The sequence below is a fragment of the Corynebacterium sp. NML180780 genome (genome assembly GCF_007786415.1).
Classification (GTDB): domain Bacteria; phylum Actinomycetota; class Actinomycetes; order Mycobacteriales; family Mycobacteriaceae; genus Corynebacterium; species Corynebacterium gottingense.
In genome coordinates, this window is sequence record NZ_VNKN01000006.1 from 127,073 (window position 1) to 144,928 (window position 17,856).

A 17,856-nucleotide genomic window follows, 5' to 3' on the forward strand; every position below is an offset into this window, starting at 1 on the left:
AGCGTAACCGGGATTTTAGGATTGCGCTGGGTTACCCGGCACCTCCGGAGCCACACCGGTCTCTTCGTACTTCGCCAGGATGTCAATGCGGCGCTGGTGGCGCTCCTCCTCGCTCCATGGCTGGGCGACGAAGGCGTCGACGATCTTCAGCGCCTCCTCCTCGGTGTGCATGCGCCCACCGATGCCGATGAGCTGGGCGTTGTTGTGCTCGCGCGCCAGCTTCGCCGTCTCCTCGGACCAGGCCAGGGCGCAGCGCGCGCCCTTCACCTTGTTCGCGGCGATCTGCTCGCCGTTGCCGGAGCCGCCCAGCACGATGCCGAGCGAGCCCGGGTTCGCCACCACTGCTTCAGCGGCGGCGATGCAAAACGCCGGGTAGTCATCGGCGGCGTCGTACTCGTGGGCGCCGCAATCGATGACCTCGTGGCCTGCGTGCTCCAGGTGGGCTTTGATCTGGTTCTTTCGCTCGAAACCGGCGTGGTCTGCTCCAAGGTAAATTCGCATGCGCACAAGCCTACCTGCCGCCCGGCCCGGTTAGGGCCCCTACGCCTGTTCGCGGACCTGCGGGTCCTCGGTGCGCGAGCGCTTCAGCTCGAAGAAGTAGGGGAAGGAGGCGAGGGACACGGAGGCGTCGAAAAGCTTGCCTGCCTCCTCGCCCTTGGGCACGCGGGTGATCACTGGGCCGAAGAAGGCGGTGTCGCCGAGCTTGACCACAGGCGTGCCGACCTCATCGCCGACGTTATCCATGGCCTGCTGGTGGTAGGCGCGCAGCTGGTCGTCGACAACCTCGGAGTTGGCCACATCCGCCAGCTGCGGCGGCAGACCGACCGCGTCGAGGGCCACGCCGATGGTCTCGTCGTAGCCGCCAAAGCCTTGCTTGCCGCCCTGGCCCTCGGTGTGCACGAGCGTGCCCATCATCGTGTACAGCTCGTCGATCTTGTCGGGGAATTCGTCCTTCACCTTGGTGAACACGCGGGCCGGGCCCCAGTTCGCCTCCATCATGCGGGCGTAGGTCTCCGAGAGGTCGCGGCCGTCATTGAGCACGCTCAGGGACATCGGCACCCACTCGACCTCAATGTCGCGCACCTGCTCGACCTCCTTGATCCAGCGGGAGGTCAGCCAGCAAAACGGACAAGAAACATCGAACCAAAAAGTGACTTGTTGGGTCATTACATTCTCCTTTGTGTGAGCAGTTGGCCCCCACAGTAGCCATTTCGCGTGTCCGAGTATGTTGGGGCCATGAAAACAAATCTGACTCGGGCCGACGCGCAGCACCGCGCCGCCCTCATTTCCAACGTCCACTACTCCATCGAGCTCGACGTTACTGGCGCGGAGCAGTTCCGCTCGCGCACCACGGTCACCTTCGATTCCCGTGCCGGCGAAACTTCCTTCGACCTGGTCGCGGACTCGTTCACGGCCACCCTGGACGGCTCGCCCGTCGAAGGCCGCGAGCTTTCGCTTACCGACGGCCAACACACCCTCAGCGTCGACGCCACCATCACCTACAACCGCACCGGCGAGGGCCTGCATAAATTCACCGACCCGGTGGACAACAAGGACTACCTCTACACCCAGTTCGAGCCCGCGATGACGATGAAGGTCTTCGCCTGCTTCGACCAGCCGGACATCAAGGCCACCTACGACATCGCGGTGACCGCACCGGAGTCCTACACCGTGGTCCTCAACGCGCCGACCACGCGCGAGGGCAACACCTGGTCCGCCACCGTGGACTACCCCCTGTCCACCTACCTCATCGCCGTGATCGCCGGCGAGTACGAGCACGTCACCGACACCTACTCCGACGAGCACGGGGAGATCCCCCTGGGCATCTACGCCCGCGCCTCACTCATGGAGCACCTGGACGCCGACCGCCTGTTCCGCCAGACCAAGGACGGCTTCGCCTACTACCACAAGAATTTCGGTGTGGCCTACCCCTTTGGCAAGTACGACCAGATCTTCTGCCCCGAGTACAACATGGGCGCGATGGAAAACGCCGGCGCGGTGACCTTCCGCGACGAGTACGTGTTTACCTCCGAGCCCACCCCGTACCGCCTGGAGCGCCGCAACGACACCATCCTGCACGAGATGGCGCACATGTGGTTCGGCGACCTGGTCACCATGCAGTGGTGGGACGACCTGTGGCTCAACGAGTCCTTCGCCACCTGGTCCGCCGCCATCGCGCAGACCGAGATCGGCGAGTACCCGGACGCCTGGACCACCTTCGCCGCCGTGGAGAAGGCGTGGGCCTACCAGCAGGATCAGCTGCCGACCACGCACCCGATCGCGGCGGACGCGCCCGACATCGAGACCGCGGAGCAGAACTTCGACGGCATCACCTACGCCAAGGGCGCCTCGGTGCTCAAGCAGCTGCAAGCCTACGTCGGCCGCGACGAGTTCTTCGCCGGTGTCCACGAGCACTTCACCAACCACGCCCACGCTAACGCCACCTTCGCTGACCTGCTCGCCGCGCTGGAGAAGTCCTCGGGCCGCGACCTGTCCAGCTGGTCCGAGCAGTGGCTGCGCACCACCGGTGTGTCCGCGCTGCGTCCGGAAATCACCGAGGACTCCTTCACCGTCGTGCAGGAATCCGACGTCATGCGCACCCACCGCGTCACCGTGGGGCTCTACTCCCTGACCGACGGCGCCGTCACCCGCACCCACCACGTCACCCTCGACGTCGACGGCGCGCGCACCGAGGTGCCAGAGCTCGCCGGCGTCGACCACGACCTGGCTCTGGTCAACGACGAGGACCTCACCTACTGCAAGATGGGCCTGACCCCCGCGCACCAGCGCTTCGCTCTGGACCACCTGGGCGAGATCACCGACCCGCTGGCGCGCACCCTGGTGTGGTCGTCGCTGTGGGAGTCCGTGCGTGACGGCCAGCTCCCGGCCCGCGAGTTCGTCCGCCTGGTGGCCAAGCACGGCGCCGCCGAGGACCAGCCGAGCGTGCAGGAGCGCCTGCTCGCCCAGGCCACCCTGGCGGTCAAGCAGTACGTCGACCCTGCCTGGCAGTCTGAGGGCTTCCGCCTGCTCAACGACGCCTTCCGCGGCGCCGAGCCGGCTGCAATCTTCGACCGCGCACTCGCCCGCCTCGCACCGACGCCGGAGACGGTCGACTACCTCAAGCAGCTGCTCGAGCGCTCGGACAACCAGGAGGTGCGCTGGCTGGCCCTGACCAGCCTCATCGCTGCCGGCGAGGCGCCGCTCGAGGACGCGGATAAGGAAGAGGACACCTCGTCCGAGGGTGTGATTTCGCGGCTGCGGTGCCGCGCGAGCGTCGAGAAGCGATGGGCGTGGGACACGCTGGTCAACGAGGACCTGACCAACCTGGAGGCGCGCTACCTCATGGACGGGCTCAAGTTCAACGGCGACGAACTCGACGCGTTCACCGACGAGTACTTCCGCGTGGCGCCGGCGCTGTGGGACCGCCTGACCAATGAGATGGCGCAGCGCAGCCTCGAGGGCATGTACCCGACCTGGGCGATCTCCGAGGAGGCCGTGCGCAAGGCGGACGCATTGCTTGACGACGCCTCCGTGCCCGCCGGCCTCAAGCGCATCCTCGCCGAGGGCCAGGACCGAGTTGCGCGCGCCGTGCGCAACCGCGCTGCAGACACTGAAGGTGCTGAAGGCGCTGGCGAGGTCAGCTAAGGCGCGGCGCTAGAAGCGCGTGACCGTGCGGAGCTGCGCCACGTCCGGCCGGACGACGATAGTGGCGTAGGCGACGACGAGGCTCCCCTCGTACAGCTTGCGGGTCACGCGCTGCAGTGGCGCATTCGCCGCCATTTGGAGTCGGCCGCGCTCCACATCTGTAGCCGCGCCGGGGGTGACCACGTCCTCGCGCAGCGTTGCCGCCTCCGGCCGCCTGTCCACCGTCAAAGTCAGGCTGCTCACGGCGTAGCCTTCCTCGTATCCTGGGCGCACGTAGAGCGTCTCCGAAAACGCCGGGGCCCCGTCGGCATAGTGCACACGCTCCTCCGCATACACCTTGTCGCTCGCCCCGTCGCCGAGCTCGGCGTCGGTTTCGGCGTCTCCAAAGGCCGCGGCAACAACCCGAGGAGGGGTGATGCGTCCGGAAAACAGCAGTTTGGAGACGATGTCCACCCCTTTCTCCTCCAGCTGCGCCGCCAACCCGGTCGACCCATTGAGGTCCACGACGGGCGGCAGCGCGCGCACAAACGTGCCCCCGGCTCGGCCGCGCTTGCGCTCAATGATGCCTTCCAGCTGCAACACATCAAGCGCGTGCCGCACTGTCATCCGGGCGACGTTGAACTGGTCGACCAGCTCGCGCTCGGGTGGGAGCTTGTCACCGGGCTTGAGTTCGTGAGACTCAATCCTGGTGCGCAGCGTCTCCGCGATACGGAGATACGCCGGTTTCGTCGCCATAGATACCTTCCCTCGCCCTCCCTCGCGCAAGGGAAAACTCCCAAGACGAGCAACTCGGCCGTTGATTTACGTGCATTTACACGCAGCCGTCAAAACTGTTGAAAACGGCTGAGTAAATTTCTCTTCGATCAACGTTAATCAACAAAGGATGCAGTTACCCTGCATCCTTTCGACGCACCCGACCGACAGTTGTTGTCAAATCAATGGTCTAAACTTGGACGAACGTCGCCCTTTCCGACCCCGGCAGCACACACCCAAACGGGTGCACACCTCCCCCCGATCACCCCCAAAAGGTACATTCCGACCGGACATGCATGCCATGCATGAAAAACCTCGAAATTACCCCCTATTAGGGGTCTAACTTCGATGCAATTTATGCATCCGCAGGTATAACGAGGTCACCAGGCGAACTCGCCGCGCCGAGCTTGCTAGCGTCCGGCTTACAACGCCGCCACGGCTTGCTCGAGGTCGGCGATGAGATCGTCCACGTCCTCGATGCCCACCGAGATGCGAACCAACTCCGGCGGGACCTCGAGCGCCGACCCGTTGACCGCCAGGTGCGTCATGGTCGCCGGGTGCTCGACCAGACTCTCTACTCCACCGAGCGATTCTGCGAGGCAGAACAGCTTCGTCGACAAGCAAAACGCCTTCGCCTGCTCCTCGGTCTGGAATTCGACGGACACCATGCCGCCGAAGCGCGTCATCTGGCGCTTCGCCACCTCGTGGTTGGGGTGCGAGGCAAGCCCCGGGTAGTGGACCTTGGCCACACAGTCCTGGCGCTGGAGGAAATCGGCGACCGCCTCGGCATTATCGCAGTGGCGGTCCATGCGCACCGCAAGCGTCTTCAGGCCGCGGGCGGTGAGGTAGGTATCAAACGGTGACGGGATCGCGCCGACCCAGCCAAAGAAGAAGCGCAGGTCCTCCTCCAGATTCGCATCCTTGCCACACACGATGCCGCCAACGACGTCAGAGTGGCCACCGATGTACTTGGTGGTGGAGTGCAGCACCACGTCCGCGCCCAGCTCGAATGGCTTTTGCAGGTAGGGAGAGGCGAACGTGTTGTCCACGACGAGGGTTGCTGCACCTTTGGCCCTACTGATTGCCGTGATGTCCGCGATGTTTAGCAGCGGGTTCGTCGGAGTCTCCACCCAAATCACCTTGGTGTTGGGCTGGATCGCCGCAGTGACCGCGTCGGTGTCCGTAATGTCCACCACCGAGTTCTCCACGCCCCACAGCGTGAAGACCTGTTGGATGAGGCGGTAGGTGCCGCCGTAGGCGTCGTTCCCGATGACGATGTGGTCCCCGGGCTTGAGCAGGATGCGCAGTAGGGAGTCAATCGCCGCCATTCCGGAGGCGAACGCCACGCCGTAGTCCGCCCCCTCCAGCGCGGCGACGGTCTTCTCCAGCGCGGTCACGGTCGGGTTACCCACGCGCGTGTACTCGTACCCGCCGCGGAGCTTGGCCAACCCGTCCTGCGCGAATGTGGTGGAGGCGTAGATCGGCGCATTGATCGGTCCGTACAGGCTGTCAGGCTCGTACCCAGCGTGAATTGAATCTGTGGAGAACCCAGAGGTCATCGCGGTACCTTTCTTGTCGTCGCGGCCCCTCCGTGCGACGCATCCGTGCGGCGAGGGGAAGTTTCCCCGAAGTGTAGACCAAGCGGTTCATTTTGGGTGCGGAATCGGCGAATTTTATGCACAGTACGTTCGTTCCGTCTGGTCAGCTCCGGCACATCCATCTGGTTAAGATTGCACCTGATGAGCTATACAACAACACTTCTCGCAGCAGCATCGAACGGCACCGAGGCGCGCGTTGACAGCGCCGTCTCCGGCCTCTCCACCTGGTGGAACGACCCCGACACGCAGCAAAACTTTGTCACCCGCCCCTTGTGGATCCTCCTGATCATCCTCGTGGCCTCCGTGCTGCAGTGGGTGCTCAACCGCCTGATCCGCCGCGGTGCCGAAAACGCAATCAAGAACCCGGGCAGCGGCGTGCCCTTCCGGCGCGGGGAGCGCGACGTTGATTCGCCACAGGCGCGCTCGCAGGAGCAGCGCCGGCAGGCACGCATCCGCACCCTGTCAAACGTGGGTCGCTCTGCGGTGGCCATTGTCATCTGGGTCTGGGCCATCATGGCCATCCTGGACCAGCTCGGCGTGAACGTCGCCCCGCTCGTGGCCTCCGCAGGCATCGTTGGTGTCGCCCTCGGCTTCGGCGCGCAGTCGCTGGTCAAGGACTTCCTGTCCGGCATGTTCATCCTCCTTGAGAACCAGTACGGTGTGGGCGACGTCATCGCCGTCAATGACGTCGAGGGCACCGTCGAGGACATGACCATGCGCATCACCACGCTGCGCGACATCGACGGCACGCTCTGGTACATCCGCAACGGCGACATCGAGCAGGTTGGCAACAACTCGGATCGCTTCTCGGTCGCCCGCATGGAGGTCCCCGTCTCCCTGTTCGCCGACCCATCGAAGGCCGCAGACGTGATCCTGGATGCCGCCCGCGCCGCTGCTCAGAGCGAGCGCATCCGCCGCGACATCATCGGCGAGCCCGAGCTCCTCGGCGTATCCAGCTTCACTACCGACCACCTCACCTATCGCGTTACCGTAAACACCATGCCCGGCGCGCAGTGGGGCGTGAGTCGTTTCATGTACGAGCAGATCCTCGAGGCGATGCAGGAAGCCGACGTCCGCCTGCCGGGCTCCGAACCCACCCTCGTGCGTAATGACCCGCGCGACAAGATCACCGAAAGAGGGCCCTCCAATGACCAATAACCCGCAGGAGCATTCGCTTTACGACGCCCTGGGCGCCGACTTTTTCCAACGCCTCGTCGAAGGCTTTTACAACCAGGTCAAAGAAGACGACCTCATCGGCCCGATGTACCCGGACCAGGACTGGGACGGCGCGCAGGACCGGCTCCGTTGGTTCCTCGTGCAGTACTGGGGCGGTCCCCGGACCTACCAGGAAAAGCGCGGCAACCCCATGCTGCGGCGCCGCCACTTCCCCTTCCCCATCGGCGAGCCAGAGGCGGATCGGTGGCTACACCTCATGGAAAATTCGCTGAACCAGTTTTCGGACGAGGAGCTCCCCGAGGCGTACCGCTTCGCCCTGTGGAACCACATGCAGCGCGTCGCCTACATGATGATCAACCAGGGTCCGCGCGCGTACTAAACGAGCGTGCTTAGACGAACAGCCCGAGTCCCGTTGAGTGGTAAACGGACCCAAACGGGGCGTCGAGACGCACCCAGCGCCCCGCGGTGGACACCCGCAGATGGCGCGGGATGTCAATGGGGGCAGCGAAGCCGGGGATGAACCCCAGCGACGTGCAGGTAAAAATCATTCGCATGGGGATCTCCACCGGGCTTGCAGACTCCGCGTCGGCGGTCAGCACCGTCGAGTCCAACAGCGACTTCGGCGGCCCCATCGGCCCGGAAAACTGGCGGGCGAGTTCTCGGCCCTTGTCGGCGAGCTGGCGCGCCACCGAAACTGGCACCTCGTCACGCACCGTGAAGCCCTCGCGCGGGGGCAGCGCGCCGGGCCAGTTGGGGTCCCGCGCCGCACCGACTTCGGCGCGGCCAGCCTGCAACGCAGCCAGCAGATCGCTCGCCGCCACCACTGCCCCATCGCGCGAGGCCTCGCCGCTCACCCGGCGCGACGCGATGCAGTCGAAGGGGGTGGTGACATAGACGTCGACCGCGGGGGCGCCTGCGTCGAGCGACTGGAACCGGGCCGACGCGGAGGCGTCGAGGCCGGTGGCCCGGCCGATCAGCGCTGTCAGCCCCGGAGCGCCGTCCGTAATGCGGAGGGACTCCATTTACTCCTCGCCAGCTTCGTCGATGCTCGAGGCAACGCGGGTGAGGATGCCGATTTCCTTCTGGGTGATCTGGCGCGGGGACGTCGTCGCGGTGTCCACGGTGACCTGCACGGTTTCCACCACGCAGCAGATGTGGCCTTGCGCGTCCTTAATCTCCTGGCGCGTGGTGAAGGAGGTGTTGCCCAGCCGCACAACCTCGGTGTCCACGGTGACCTCGGTCGTGTTGGGCAGCAGCGGGCGGATGTAGTCCGCGTCAACGCGGCGGACAAACACGACGAACTCGTGGCCCTGCGCCTCGAAGAACTGCTGCGCAAACGCCAGGCGCGCCTCCTGGGCGAGCTCGATGTAGGCGGAGTTGGTGACGTGGCCGTACCGGTCAAAGTCGCCCCAGCGCAGCGAAACCTTGTGAGTATGCGGGGCCCCGGCGCCGTTCGCGCCTGCGGTCTCGCCGTGTCCTGGTTGCTCAGCCATATTCTCCACTCCAAACTTCGCGGGTATGCGGTGCACGTACTGCCGACATGCTACCCCACAACCAACGCCCCGCCACGGAACCAGTGTGAGCTGGCTCTCGGGGCGGGGCGTGAAGCGGGAGGCCGGGTGGCGTCGAGAAGCGTGTGCCTAGCGCGTCAGCTTGCGGTGCGTGACGCGGGACGGCTTCGCGGCCTCTTCGCCCAGTCGCTCGACCTTGTTCTTCTCGTAATCGCCGAAGTTGCCTTCGAACCAGTACCACTGGCCTTCCTCAACGTTGCCTTCCCAGGCGAGGATGTGGGTGCAGGTGCGGTCCAGGAACCAGCGGTCGTGCGAGATGACCACGGCGCAACCCGGGAATGCCTGCAGCGCGTTTTCCAGCGAGCCCAGGGTTTCCACGTCGAGGTCGTTGGTGGGCTCATCGAGCAGGATCAGGTTGCCGCCCTGCTTCAGCGTGAGCGCCAGGTTGAGGCGGTTGCGCTCACCACCGGAGAGGACCTTGGACGGCTTCTGCTGGTCAGCACCCTTGAAGCCGAAGGCGGACAGGTACGCGCGCGAGGGCATCTCGTTCTGGCCAACGTGGATGTAGTCCAGGCCGTCCGAGACGACCTCCCACACCGTCTTCTCCGGGTCGATGTTGGCGCGGTTCTGGTCCACGTAGGACAGCTCGACGGTCGAGCCCACCTCAACGTCGCCGGAATCCGGGTCCTCGAGGCCCACGATGGTCTTGAACAGGGTGGTCTTACCCACGCCGTTCGGGCCGATCACGCCAACGATGCCGTTGCGCGGCAGGGTGAACGAGAGGTCCTTGATCAGCGTGCGTCCGTCGAAGCCCTTGTTCAGGTTTTCCACCTCGACAACCTTATTGCCCAGGCGCTGCGGGGTCGGGATCTGGATCTCCTCAAAGTCCAGCTTCTTGTACTTCTCCGCCTCTGCCGCCATCTCTTCGTAACGCTCCAGGCGGGCCTTGTTCTTTGCCTGGCGAGCCTTCGGCGAGGAGCGAACCCAGTCCAGCTCCTTCTTCAGGCGCTTCTGCAGCTTCTGGTCCTTCTTACCCGCGACCTGGAGGCGCTCCTGCTTCTTCTCCAGGTAGGTGGAGTAGTTGCCCTCATACGGGTAGAGCTGGCCACGGTCAACCTCGCAGATCCACTCCGCGACGTTGTCCAGGAAGTAGCGGTCGTGCGTCACGGCGAGGACGGCGCCCGGGTAGTCCTGCAGGTGGCGCTCCAGCCACAGCACGCTCTCCGCGTCGAGGTGGTTGGTCGGCTCGTCCAGCAGGAGCAAGTCGGGCTCGGACAGCAGCAGCTTCGCCAGCGCCACTCGACGACGCTCACCACCCGACAGGTTGGTCACCGGGGAATCCGACGGCGGGCAGCGCAGCGCTTCCATCGCCTGCTCGATCTTGGAGTCGACCTCCCACGCGTCGGCCGCGTCGAGTTCCTCCTGGAGCTTGCCCATTTCCTCCATGAGCTCGTCGGAGTAGTTGGTCGCCATCTCTTCGGCGATCTGCTCGAAGCGGGCCTTCTTCTCAAAGATGTCGCCAAGGCCCTCCTCGACGTTCTCGCGGACCGTCTTCTCCTCGTTCAGCGGCGGCTCCTGCAGCAGGATGCCCACCGACGCGCCGGGCTGAAGGAATGCCTCGCCGTTGTTCGGCTGGTCAATTCCCGCCATGATCTTGAGCAACGACGACTTACCAGCGCCGTTGGGGCCCACGACACCGATCTTGGCGCCGGGGTAGAAAGCCATGGTGACGTTGTCCAGAATGACCTTGTCACCGATGGCCCTGCGAACGTTTTTCATCGTGTAGATGAATTCAGCCACGTGAAGTCCCCTCTTGTGAATTCGACTGCGAAATTGGCGTAAATGCTTTCCACAGACTACATCATTTCGGGGCCTCCACATGGCCTGACTGCCTGCACCAGACCAGGCATCGCGCGCGGGGAAGCAGCGACAGATCAGCGTTGGGTGAAGTAACGGCTTAGAACGGCACCCCCTCGACGTCCGCGGAATCCGCAGAGTCTGCGGAATCTGCTGCGTTTGCGCCACCCGCGCCGCCACCGCCTGCGGCCGCGCCGACCAATACGGGCTCGCGCTCTTTGGCGCGCTTCGCGTGCCCGATGGCGTCTTCCTCGCTCATCAGCCGGTCAGTAACGCCCCCGCGACTGTCTCGCGTCAGTTCCTCCGTTGTCTTCGCCCGAAGCGGTTCCTGCCCGGCCAGCGTGTTACCAACGGGCTCACTACGCACCGAACTGACCTGGTGGCGAGCCAGGTCGAACGCAACTTGGGTCGCCTTCAGCACGATCTTTGAGCGCTTGAGTTTCTCCTGCTCGGCCCCCTCCGGCGCGTCAACCAGCCACGTTTCCGTCACCAACTTGCCACAGACGGAAACCGGCAGTCCCCGCTTCAGCGACGCCGCCACGTTGGTGGCGAGCTGCCCCCAGCATTCGACATCGATATACAGCTGATCCACGTCCTCCCACAGCACCTTCCCGGAGGAATCCTTTTCCTCCGTCGGGCGACGGCGCGAGGTGGCGAGGCGAAATTTACACAGCACCGAATCGGTGTCCTTAAACACGCGGAGGTCTGGGTTATCAATCAGGTTGCCGTGGATGTGAGTGTGCAAGTGGCTCATGGAAGAGCCACCCCCTTTCCTAAACTTTGACGTTTGTTTCGTGCAACGGGGCGTCGACAAGCGCTTGCTCCGTTATGAGCATTTTTACACGAAACGTACGAAATGGAAAGGGGTGGCGGGAAATCTCCGAACAATGGCAGTTAGCGGCGGTTGTATTGCGCGAGCATCTCGTTGTATCGACGCCATTCCGCGTCGTCTGTTTCTTCTGCCATGCGGTCGGATTCGATCGCCTCCCGGTTGTCCTCCGCGAACCACGCGCGGAACAGCTGCGCAAACACGATGACCAGCGGGAACGAACCGGCCGCCCAGCCGATTCCGCCACCCACCTTTTGATCATCAAGCAGGTCCGGATCCCACGGGAGCTGCAGCGACTGGTAGAAATCCTCGCCAAGCACGAAGTTGAGCTGCATCAGGTACACGCCCATAAAGAGGTGGAACGGCATGGCGATCCACAGCCACGCCAGGCGAACTTTCGCCGAGTGACGCGCGGGCAGCTCGTCCGGCCCAATAAGTTCCCAGAAGTAGAAATAGCCGGAAACAAGGAACACGGCGTTCATGATCACGTGGCCCGCGTGCTCCGAGATCATCAGCTCATACAGCGAGGGGAAGACGTACATGACGTAGAAGAGCACGAGGAACTGCACCGCGGACACCGGCGGGTAGGTGATCACGCGGACGAGGCGCGAGTGCTGGAAGCTCTCCGCCCACAGGCGCGGGTTGAACTCGCCGGCCGGGTAGGCCTCGCGGACCAGCGTGAGCGGCGCGCCGAGCACGAAGAAGACGGGAGCGCCCATCGAGAGGATCATGTGCACTGTCATGTGCGTGGAGTACGCGGCCGCCATGTGCATTCCCAGCCCGGAGCTCAGCGTGACCACCACCGTGGCGCAGCCGAGCAGCCACCACGCCGTGCGAGACGCGCGCCACCCGGGCACGCGGCGCACCAGGTGGAGGTAGTACACGGCAAGCAGCAGCGCGATAACGCTGTACAGCAGCTCCGGGCGCCACTGCGTCAGCCAGTTGCCCCACGTGAGCGGCTCGGCAAGGTTGTAGCCCAGCGCCACCTGCATCGCGGTCAGGTCCGGGTCCAGCGGCGGCGGGGGCGGGGTGCGCCCGAGTGTGACCGACAGGCCCGCAATTGCCGCCATGACCACGACCTCCACGAGGGCGAAGCGGGTAAACGCGCCGGGGCGCGACCCCAGCTGCGGCAGCGTGAGCTGGCGGTGCGCGAACCCCATCAGGCCGAGCACGAGGATGCCCGCAAACTTGATCACCAGCACCCAGCCGTAGGCGTAGTCGAGCAAGTCGGACAGCCGCACCCGGATGAGCGCGTTGGTCAGCCCAGATACCAGCATGACCAGCAGCGCGAACAGGGCAACCGCGGAATACCGCCGCGCCGCCCCCTCCAGGTTGGGGCCCAGCCTGCGGCCATGCGCCACCAGCGCCATGAGCCCGCCGACCCAGATGAGCATGAACACCAGGTGCCAGATCAGCGAGTTCGTGCCAAAGTCGTGGCTCCCGCCCGACGCCGAGTGACCCGTCAGCGCCAGTGGCATTATCGACGCCAACGCGCCCCCACACAGCGCCACCTGGGAAAACCAGCTGCGCGCCAGGAGTCCGCACACGCCAACGACCGCGGCGATGATGGCGGTGACCAGCCACACCTTCGCGTCGGCAACCTGCTCCAGCGCGACGGACCAGGCACTGAGCTGGAAGAAGACCTCCCCGAGCGGCTCGCCGGAGACGTCGGAAAGCACGAGCGGAATCATCGTCAACCCGATGAGGGCGATGCCAAGCTGCGCCCATCCGCCGGTCCGCGATGCGATGATCCCGTCGACGGTGAGCTGCGCGCCGTTCAGATCCGCGCCCTCGCCGCGCCGCGTCGGCGGGATCAGCCACGCGGTGAGGAAAAACGACCCTACCGACAGCGCAAACAGCAGCCAGGCGACGCCGCGCAACGCGGGCAGGCCGGCAGTGGTCAACGCACCGGGATCAGGGATGCCGAGGGCGCTTAACGACGCCCCCGCGAACGATTGCGCCACCGCACCCGCCACCACCGCGGCGATCACGCAGGCTGCAACGTACACCGGCCAGGCGGGCCGCACTGCCCGCTTGCGAACTCCCACTTCAGACATGCCCCCTACCCTACTTTTGATTGATTGGGCTGCCTAACTGGCCTTGCGCTACAATAGGCGGGCTACACGGAGCGCCCGGGCGTACGGGCACCCTCGTGAGCGCTGCCCCCATAGCTCAGTGGATTAGAGCATCCGGTTTCTACCCGGCTGGTCGCGGGTTCGAGTCCTGCTGGGGGCGCTTTTTGTTGGGGTGAAAACTGCTGCTAGGAGGAGTTGCGGCGCTTCCGTCGCAGCATGTCCACCGCCACCGCGGTGCCGAGGATTGCCGCGTGCTGACGCTGGTCCAGGCCCGGCTGGAAACTGATCCGGTACGAGGTCTTACCCATAAACGCGCGCCCCATGCCCGTGTACTCTGCATTGATGCTCGCGATCGGCTGTCCGTTGCCGGTCAGGTCAAAGTTGAGGGCGAGCAGCTTGCCATCAATCTGCACGCTGGGAAAGCCGGCGATCTCAAGGTCGAGCTTGGTGCGCAGTAGGGAAAACTTGCTGCGCAGGGTAGCGAGCACCATGTCGGGCTCCGCCAGGCGCACCTCGTAGGAGTCCCGGAGGAAATTCGCCGGGTCGGTTACGCCAAGCACGAGGGTGCCTTGGGCGTCGCGCACCTCCACCCCGCGCGAGCCACGGAACATATCGGCGAGCTGCAGCGTTTGCCGCGCCGTGCCGACGAGCTGGCCCTGCCCGTCGGTGATTTCAAATTCGTCGGTACCAAGTGCCTTGGTCTGGCTGAAAATCAGTTCATCGCGATCAAGCATGACGCCAGGCTACCGCCACGGCAGCCACCACGCTTTCCGATGCGGCGGCACGTGCCGCACTTCCGGCTTCACCTCAGGCTTCTCGACGACTACGTCTTCCCGGTCTTCCCTTAGCTCGTGGGCCCCGTGGTACTCCTCCGCTTCCGGCACATCCGGTGCGTCAGGTGCTTCTACCAGCTCGGCGTCAGTGCCGTCGGTGGCGTCGGCGGCGTCAGCGCCGTCAGTGACGTCACGCCGCACTTGCGTTCATGCCAGGCCGAACTTCTTCACGTTCGCGTTCACGGCCGTACGCAGGAGCGCCAGGTTGGTCCGGGAGGAGTCGACTGCCACGTAGATGAACAAGTCATTTTCCAGAATCTTGATCAAGTGGAACTGGTCGGTCAGGGTAAGCAGCATGTCCTGCAGGCCACCCTGGATGCCCAGCGCCTCCATGGTCTTGAACTTGGCCTTCACCATCTCAGAGTTGTACGCAGCCGCGATGTCCAGGTCGAAGTCCGGGTAACGGGAGGTGGACACCAGGGACATACCGGTGTTGATGTCGACGACAGATGCGCCAATGAAGCCGCTGAGGTCCTCAGAGACGGCGTTGAGGAAGTTGTTGAGATTCTCCTGCTGGGACATTCGATTCCTTTTCGTATTCTCTAGTAATTGCTGGTCACGGCGCACAGTTACGCGCCCGTTTGGGACGGTGGAAGTGCACGCTGGCCCGGATTGCCACCACAGAATACCGCAATATTAGACAAATGGAAAGAAAAGTCTGATAATTTGGGTGTCACTCCCCAAACTGAACCTGAGGAAATGATATGACTCAAACGCCCGCCACTGGGCGGCGCCACGGAAAGGCCGAGGACATCACCGCCGATGACCTGGACCCACACCTGACAATGCCCTCGGACGCCATCATTGGCGCGTACTCAGATTCCGAGGTCGTCTTTGTCGGCCCGGTTGGGGTTGGTAAGACGACGGGAGTCGCGACCATCTCGACGGTGACACCCATCAATACTGAGGCGCACGCCAACGCTTCCGACGACTTCCTCGCGCAGACCAAGACAACGACCACCGTGGGGATCGACTTCGGCGTCTGGGACCGCGCCGACACCACGCGCGTGGCCGTCTTCGGCACCGCGGGCCAAGACCAGTTTGATGATGCGCGCACCCCCGCCCGCAATCCGGCCGCAGCGCTCGTGGTCTGGCTCTTCGGGCTCCCGCAGCTCCTGGAACAGCAGGTCGTGCACTGGCTGGAGACCATCGGGAGCTTGGACGCCTATCACCGCACCACCTTCGCGGTGAACTTCATCGACCCGGATGGGCCCGACCCGCTCCCGATCCTGCGCGATTTCCTTTCCACGGCCGGCCACTCCGACATTCCCGTGGTGGCGGCCGACCCGCGCGTGCACGACGACGTGGCGCGCGTTATTGACCTCGCCCTGACCAGACTGGAGGATTACCTGTGACCGCGACGCTTGAAAACACGACGACCACGTTGGCCACAGACGGCCTGGAGGGCGGATTGTCGGAAGCCATGAAAGATGACGTCAAAGCTCAGATTGGGCGCCACCGCCGGGTGCGCGGCACCGATTTCGCTACGAACGACCTGGCCGCCGCAGCCCTGCCCTACATGTCGCGCATGCGCCACCAGGTACCGGGAATCTACGCAGTCGTCCTCGGCACCGGCGACGGCACCCACGTCTGCTCGATCGGCCTCGGCGACGCGCTCGACGCCGCCCGGATCAGCGCCCTAAACTCATCGATGTTTGGCACCGCCGGGGCGCAGGCCGCGATTGTGGACCCCTCCCGCGACCCCAATGAGGCGAAAGGCGAAGGACGCGACGCAATCGTTAGCGTATCGCTGCCAAACGACGAGGTCATCGCACTGGCAAAAGTGGCGCACCCGCCCGTCGGCCACCTGGTCCTGGCCGTTTTTGCCCGCGACGTACAGCTGGGCATGGTGGTCCACCACGCGCGTACCTCCGCGCAGGCGCTCTCGGAGTGGCTGGACGAGGAGTAATCCCACTTGACGTTACCCCGCGTTCCGGTACACTTTCCACTATGGAAAACATGGAGACGCAGGGTCGGCAAAGCACGACCAATCAGCACGCCAGAGTCAAACACAAGGACACAGCCGCCTCCGCTCGCGAGACACTCGAGGCAATTCGCGACACCGAAGCGCGCGCCAAGGCATCCCAACCCGTGCCGTGGCTGAGCATCGTGGCGACCAGCCTCTGTTTCGGCGCCGGCATGTACTTCACCCTCGTTGGGCACGCCTGGGGTTTGCTCATCCTCCTCGCTGGTGTGGTGGGCATCATCTGGATCGAGCTTTCCGCCAAACGCGGGGTGCGCACCGCGATGAAGCAAGAGGTCCGCGAGGATCCGAAGCTCAATTGGAAAGCTGTCGTCATTCCTCTGCTCGCATACCCCCTCATGACGCTCGCTGAAGGAATCGGCACAGTGGCCTGTGCCATCGTCGCGGCAGCCACAACAATTGGCATGATCGCCGCCTACGGCCTGACCTGGAACAAGTACCATGACTAACCCCGTCATCCACCCCATCAACCGTTTGAAGATTTGCGCGGCGCTCAACGCCGGCGGCGCCATCGAGGGCGAGACGCGCTACGAAATGCGCTTCAGCACGCTTCGCGACGCCACCCAGCTTTCCGACGCCACGCTGTCCAAACAGCTCAACGCCCTGGAGGAAGCCGGTTTTGTGACCCGGTTCCGCGAGTACGGCTCGACTCGGGCGAAGGACACGGTGTGGGTCACGCTCACTAGGGAGGGGCGCGAAGCCTTCCAGGCGCACATGGAGGCGTTGGAGGCGCTGGCGAGGGGTGAGGTGGGCGTCGAGAAGCACTAGCCCAGGTACCCTGTAGACCATGACTTTTCCAGCCCCCGAAATTGACTCTTATGCCCTGGTGACCGGCGCGTCACAGGGCATTGGCGAGGCGGTGGCGCGCGACCTCGCCGCCGCCGGCTACAACCTGATCATCGTCGCCCGTCGCGAAAACGTGCTCATGGAGCTCGCCCACGAACTGAGCGACGCGCACGGCGTCAACGTCGAGGTCGTGGCCACCGACTTGACCAAGGAGCGCGACGTGGACGCGCTGCTCGCGCACATTGCGACGCGCAAGGTGACGCTATGCGTGAACTCGGCGGGCATCGCCAGCTTCGGCCCATTCATGCGCCAGGACTGGGGCTACGAGACGAACCAGTACAACCTGAACTCCACCGCCGTGTTCCGCATCACCAAGGCCGTGCTGGACCAGATGGTGCCGCGGGGCGAGGGGGCGCTGTGCAACGTCGGCTCGGCAGCAGGCAACATCCCCATTCCCAACAACGCCACCTACGTGTTCACCAAGGCTGGCGTGAACGCGTTTACCGAGGCCCTGCACTTCGAGCTCAAAGATTCGGGCGTGCACTGCACCCTGCTTGCACCGGGCCCCGTGCGCGACGCGTACATTCCGGAAGAGGAGCAGTCCATCGTGGACAAGGTCGTACCGGATTTCCTGTGGACCACCTACGACTCGTGCGCCCGCGACACGCTGCGGGCCATGCGCGCAAACAAGCGCCGCGTGGTCCCCGGCCCGCTGTCCAAGGCGATGGACGTGGTTTCCACCTACGGGCCGCGCGGCGTGATCGCCCCGCTCGTAGGCAGCTTTTACGCAAAGATGGGAGAAGAGTAAC

General features: G+C 64.5%; 20 protein-coding genes and 1 tRNA gene. 9 read left to right on the plus strand and 12 right to left on the minus strand.

Annotated elements, in window-relative coordinates:
- Nucleotides 1–15: 15 nt before the first annotated feature.
- Together FPP74_RS05510 and FPP74_RS05515 are read right to left on the minus strand one after the other, a co-directional pair.
- Nucleotides 16–501 (minus strand): ribose-5-phosphate isomerase, encoded by a 486-nt coding sequence (locus FPP74_RS05510; protein WP_095275570.1) that lies wholly within the window; start codon nucleotides 499–501, stop codon nucleotides 16–18.
- A 39-nt stretch (nucleotides 502–540) separates the two neighbouring features.
- The gene (locus FPP74_RS05515; RefSeq protein ID WP_144717376.1) at nucleotides 541–1,167 is read right to left on the minus strand and encodes a DsbA family protein; all 627 of its coding nucleotides are present in this window, start codon (nucleotides 1,165–1,167) and stop codon (nucleotides 541–543) included.
- 69 nt (nucleotides 1,168–1,236) lie between these two features.
- On the opposite strand from FPP74_RS05515, the gene pepN reads away from it, so the two are divergent.
- Nucleotides 1,237–3,645 carry an aminopeptidase N gene (pepN, locus tag FPP74_RS05520; RefSeq protein WP_144717378.1) on the plus strand — a complete coding sequence of 803 codons (2,409 nt, stop codon included), beginning with the start codon at nucleotides 1,237–1,239 and terminating at the stop codon, nucleotides 3,643–3,645.
- Nucleotides 3,646–3,654: 9 nt separating this feature from the next.
- Here the strand turns inward: pepN and FPP74_RS05525 are convergent, their stop codons facing one another.
- Together FPP74_RS05525 and FPP74_RS05530 are read right to left on the minus strand one after the other, a co-directional pair.
- Entirely contained in the window at nucleotides 3,655–4,380 is a 726-nt protein-coding gene (locus FPP74_RS05525) for a GntR family transcriptional regulator (protein ID WP_095555045.1), read from the minus strand.
- A gap of 440 nt (nucleotides 4,381–4,820) precedes the next feature.
- Nucleotides 4,821–5,957: a cystathionine gamma-synthase gene (locus FPP74_RS05530; RefSeq protein WP_095546476.1), complete on the minus strand. Its 1,137-nt coding sequence runs from the start codon at nucleotides 5,955–5,957 to the stop codon at nucleotides 4,821–4,823.
- A gap of 180 nt (nucleotides 5,958–6,137) precedes the next feature.
- Between FPP74_RS05530 and FPP74_RS05535 the strand changes: the two genes are divergently transcribed.
- Both FPP74_RS05535 and FPP74_RS05540 read left to right on the plus strand, forming a co-directional pair.
- Entirely contained in the window at nucleotides 6,138–7,154 is a 1,017-nt protein-coding gene (locus tag FPP74_RS05535; RefSeq protein WP_122085258.1) for a mechanosensitive ion channel family protein, read from the plus strand.
- A complete protein-coding gene (locus FPP74_RS05540) occupies nucleotides 7,144–7,551 on the plus strand; it encodes a globin (protein WP_144717380.1) in 408 nt (135 codons plus the stop codon). The genes FPP74_RS05535 and FPP74_RS05540 overlap by 11 nt, the downstream gene beginning before the upstream one ends.
- A 10-nt stretch (nucleotides 7,552–7,561) precedes the next feature.
- Here the strand turns inward: FPP74_RS05540 and FPP74_RS05545 are convergent, their stop codons facing one another.
- The 5 genes from FPP74_RS05545 to FPP74_RS05565 form a co-directional block, all read right to left on the minus strand.
- A complete protein-coding gene (locus FPP74_RS05545) occupies nucleotides 7,562–8,194 on the minus strand; it encodes a hypothetical protein (protein WP_095553630.1) in 633 nt (210 codons plus the stop codon).
- The gene (locus FPP74_RS05550) at nucleotides 8,195–8,665 is read right to left on the minus strand and encodes a thioesterase family protein (RefSeq protein ID WP_095275412.1); all 471 of its coding nucleotides are present in this window, start codon (nucleotides 8,663–8,665) and stop codon (nucleotides 8,195–8,197) included. It lies immediately after the preceding gene.
- A 147-nt stretch (nucleotides 8,666–8,812) separates the two neighbouring features.
- Nucleotides 8,813–10,483: an energy-dependent translational throttle protein EttA gene (gene ettA / locus FPP74_RS05555; protein WP_095275411.1), complete on the minus strand. Its 1,671-nt coding sequence runs from the start codon at nucleotides 10,481–10,483 to the stop codon at nucleotides 8,813–8,815.
- A gap of 157 nt (nucleotides 10,484–10,640) precedes the next feature.
- Nucleotides 10,641–11,294: a single-stranded DNA-binding protein gene (locus FPP74_RS05560; RefSeq protein ID WP_144717382.1), complete on the minus strand. Its 654-nt coding sequence runs from the start codon at nucleotides 11,292–11,294 to the stop codon at nucleotides 10,641–10,643.
- 140 nt (nucleotides 11,295–11,434) lie between these two features.
- Entirely contained in the window at nucleotides 11,435–13,426 is a 1,992-nt protein-coding gene (locus tag FPP74_RS05565) for a cytochrome c oxidase assembly protein (protein WP_144717384.1), read from the minus strand.
- 104 nt (nucleotides 13,427–13,530) lie between these two features.
- Here FPP74_RS05565 and FPP74_RS05570 point away from each other — a divergent pair.
- Nucleotides 13,531–13,604: transfer RNA gene (locus FPP74_RS05570), tRNA-Arg, on the plus strand.
- A 25-nt stretch (nucleotides 13,605–13,629) separates the two neighbouring features.
- Here the strand turns inward: FPP74_RS05570 and FPP74_RS05575 are convergent.
- Genes FPP74_RS05575 through FPP74_RS05585 form a run of 3 tightly spaced genes read right to left on the minus strand, consistent with a single transcriptional unit; the run spans nucleotide 13,630 to nucleotide 14,799 of the window.
- A complete protein-coding gene (locus tag FPP74_RS05575) occupies nucleotides 13,630–14,178 on the minus strand; it encodes an LURP-one-related/scramblase family protein (RefSeq protein WP_144717386.1) in 549 nt (182 codons plus the stop codon).
- Between the two features lie 9 nt (nucleotides 14,179–14,187).
- Complete coding sequence (locus tag FPP74_RS05580) at nucleotides 14,188–14,418, minus strand: hypothetical protein (RefSeq protein WP_144717388.1); 231 nt, start codon at nucleotides 14,416–14,418, stop codon at nucleotides 14,188–14,190.
- Between the two features lie 6 nt (nucleotides 14,419–14,424).
- Complete coding sequence (locus FPP74_RS05585) at nucleotides 14,425–14,799, minus strand: hypothetical protein (RefSeq protein WP_095275406.1); 375 nt, start codon at nucleotides 14,797–14,799, stop codon at nucleotides 14,425–14,427.
- Between the two features lie 182 nt (nucleotides 14,800–14,981).
- On the opposite strand from FPP74_RS05585, the gene FPP74_RS05590 reads away from it, so the two are divergent.
- Genes FPP74_RS05590 through cmrA form a run of 5 tightly spaced genes read left to right on the plus strand, consistent with a single transcriptional unit; the run spans nucleotide 14,982 to nucleotide 17,855 of the window.
- The gene (locus tag FPP74_RS05590; protein ID WP_095275405.1) at nucleotides 14,982–15,632 is read left to right on the plus strand and encodes a hypothetical protein; all 651 of its coding nucleotides are present in this window, start codon (nucleotides 14,982–14,984) and stop codon (nucleotides 15,630–15,632) included.
- Entirely contained in the window at nucleotides 15,629–16,186 is a 558-nt protein-coding gene (locus tag FPP74_RS05595) for a hypothetical protein (protein WP_233125578.1), read from the plus strand. The genes FPP74_RS05590 and FPP74_RS05595 overlap by 4 nt, the downstream gene beginning before the upstream one ends.
- A gap of 41 nt (nucleotides 16,187–16,227) precedes the next feature.
- Nucleotides 16,228–16,710 (plus strand): hypothetical protein, encoded by a 483-nt coding sequence (locus tag FPP74_RS05600; protein ID WP_144717390.1) that lies wholly within the window; start codon nucleotides 16,228–16,230, stop codon nucleotides 16,708–16,710.
- On the plus strand, nucleotides 16,703–17,029 hold the full coding sequence (locus tag FPP74_RS05605) for a transcriptional regulator (RefSeq protein ID WP_095275403.1): 327 nt from the start codon (nucleotides 16,703–16,705) through the stop codon (nucleotides 17,027–17,029). The genes FPP74_RS05600 and FPP74_RS05605 overlap by 8 nt, the downstream gene beginning before the upstream one ends.
- 19 nt (nucleotides 17,030–17,048) lie before the next feature.
- Complete coding sequence (gene cmrA, locus FPP74_RS05610; RefSeq protein WP_144717392.1) at nucleotides 17,049–17,855, plus strand: mycolate reductase; 807 nt, start codon at nucleotides 17,049–17,051, stop codon at nucleotides 17,853–17,855.
- The last annotated feature ends 1 nt before the right edge of the window (nucleotide 17,856 follow it).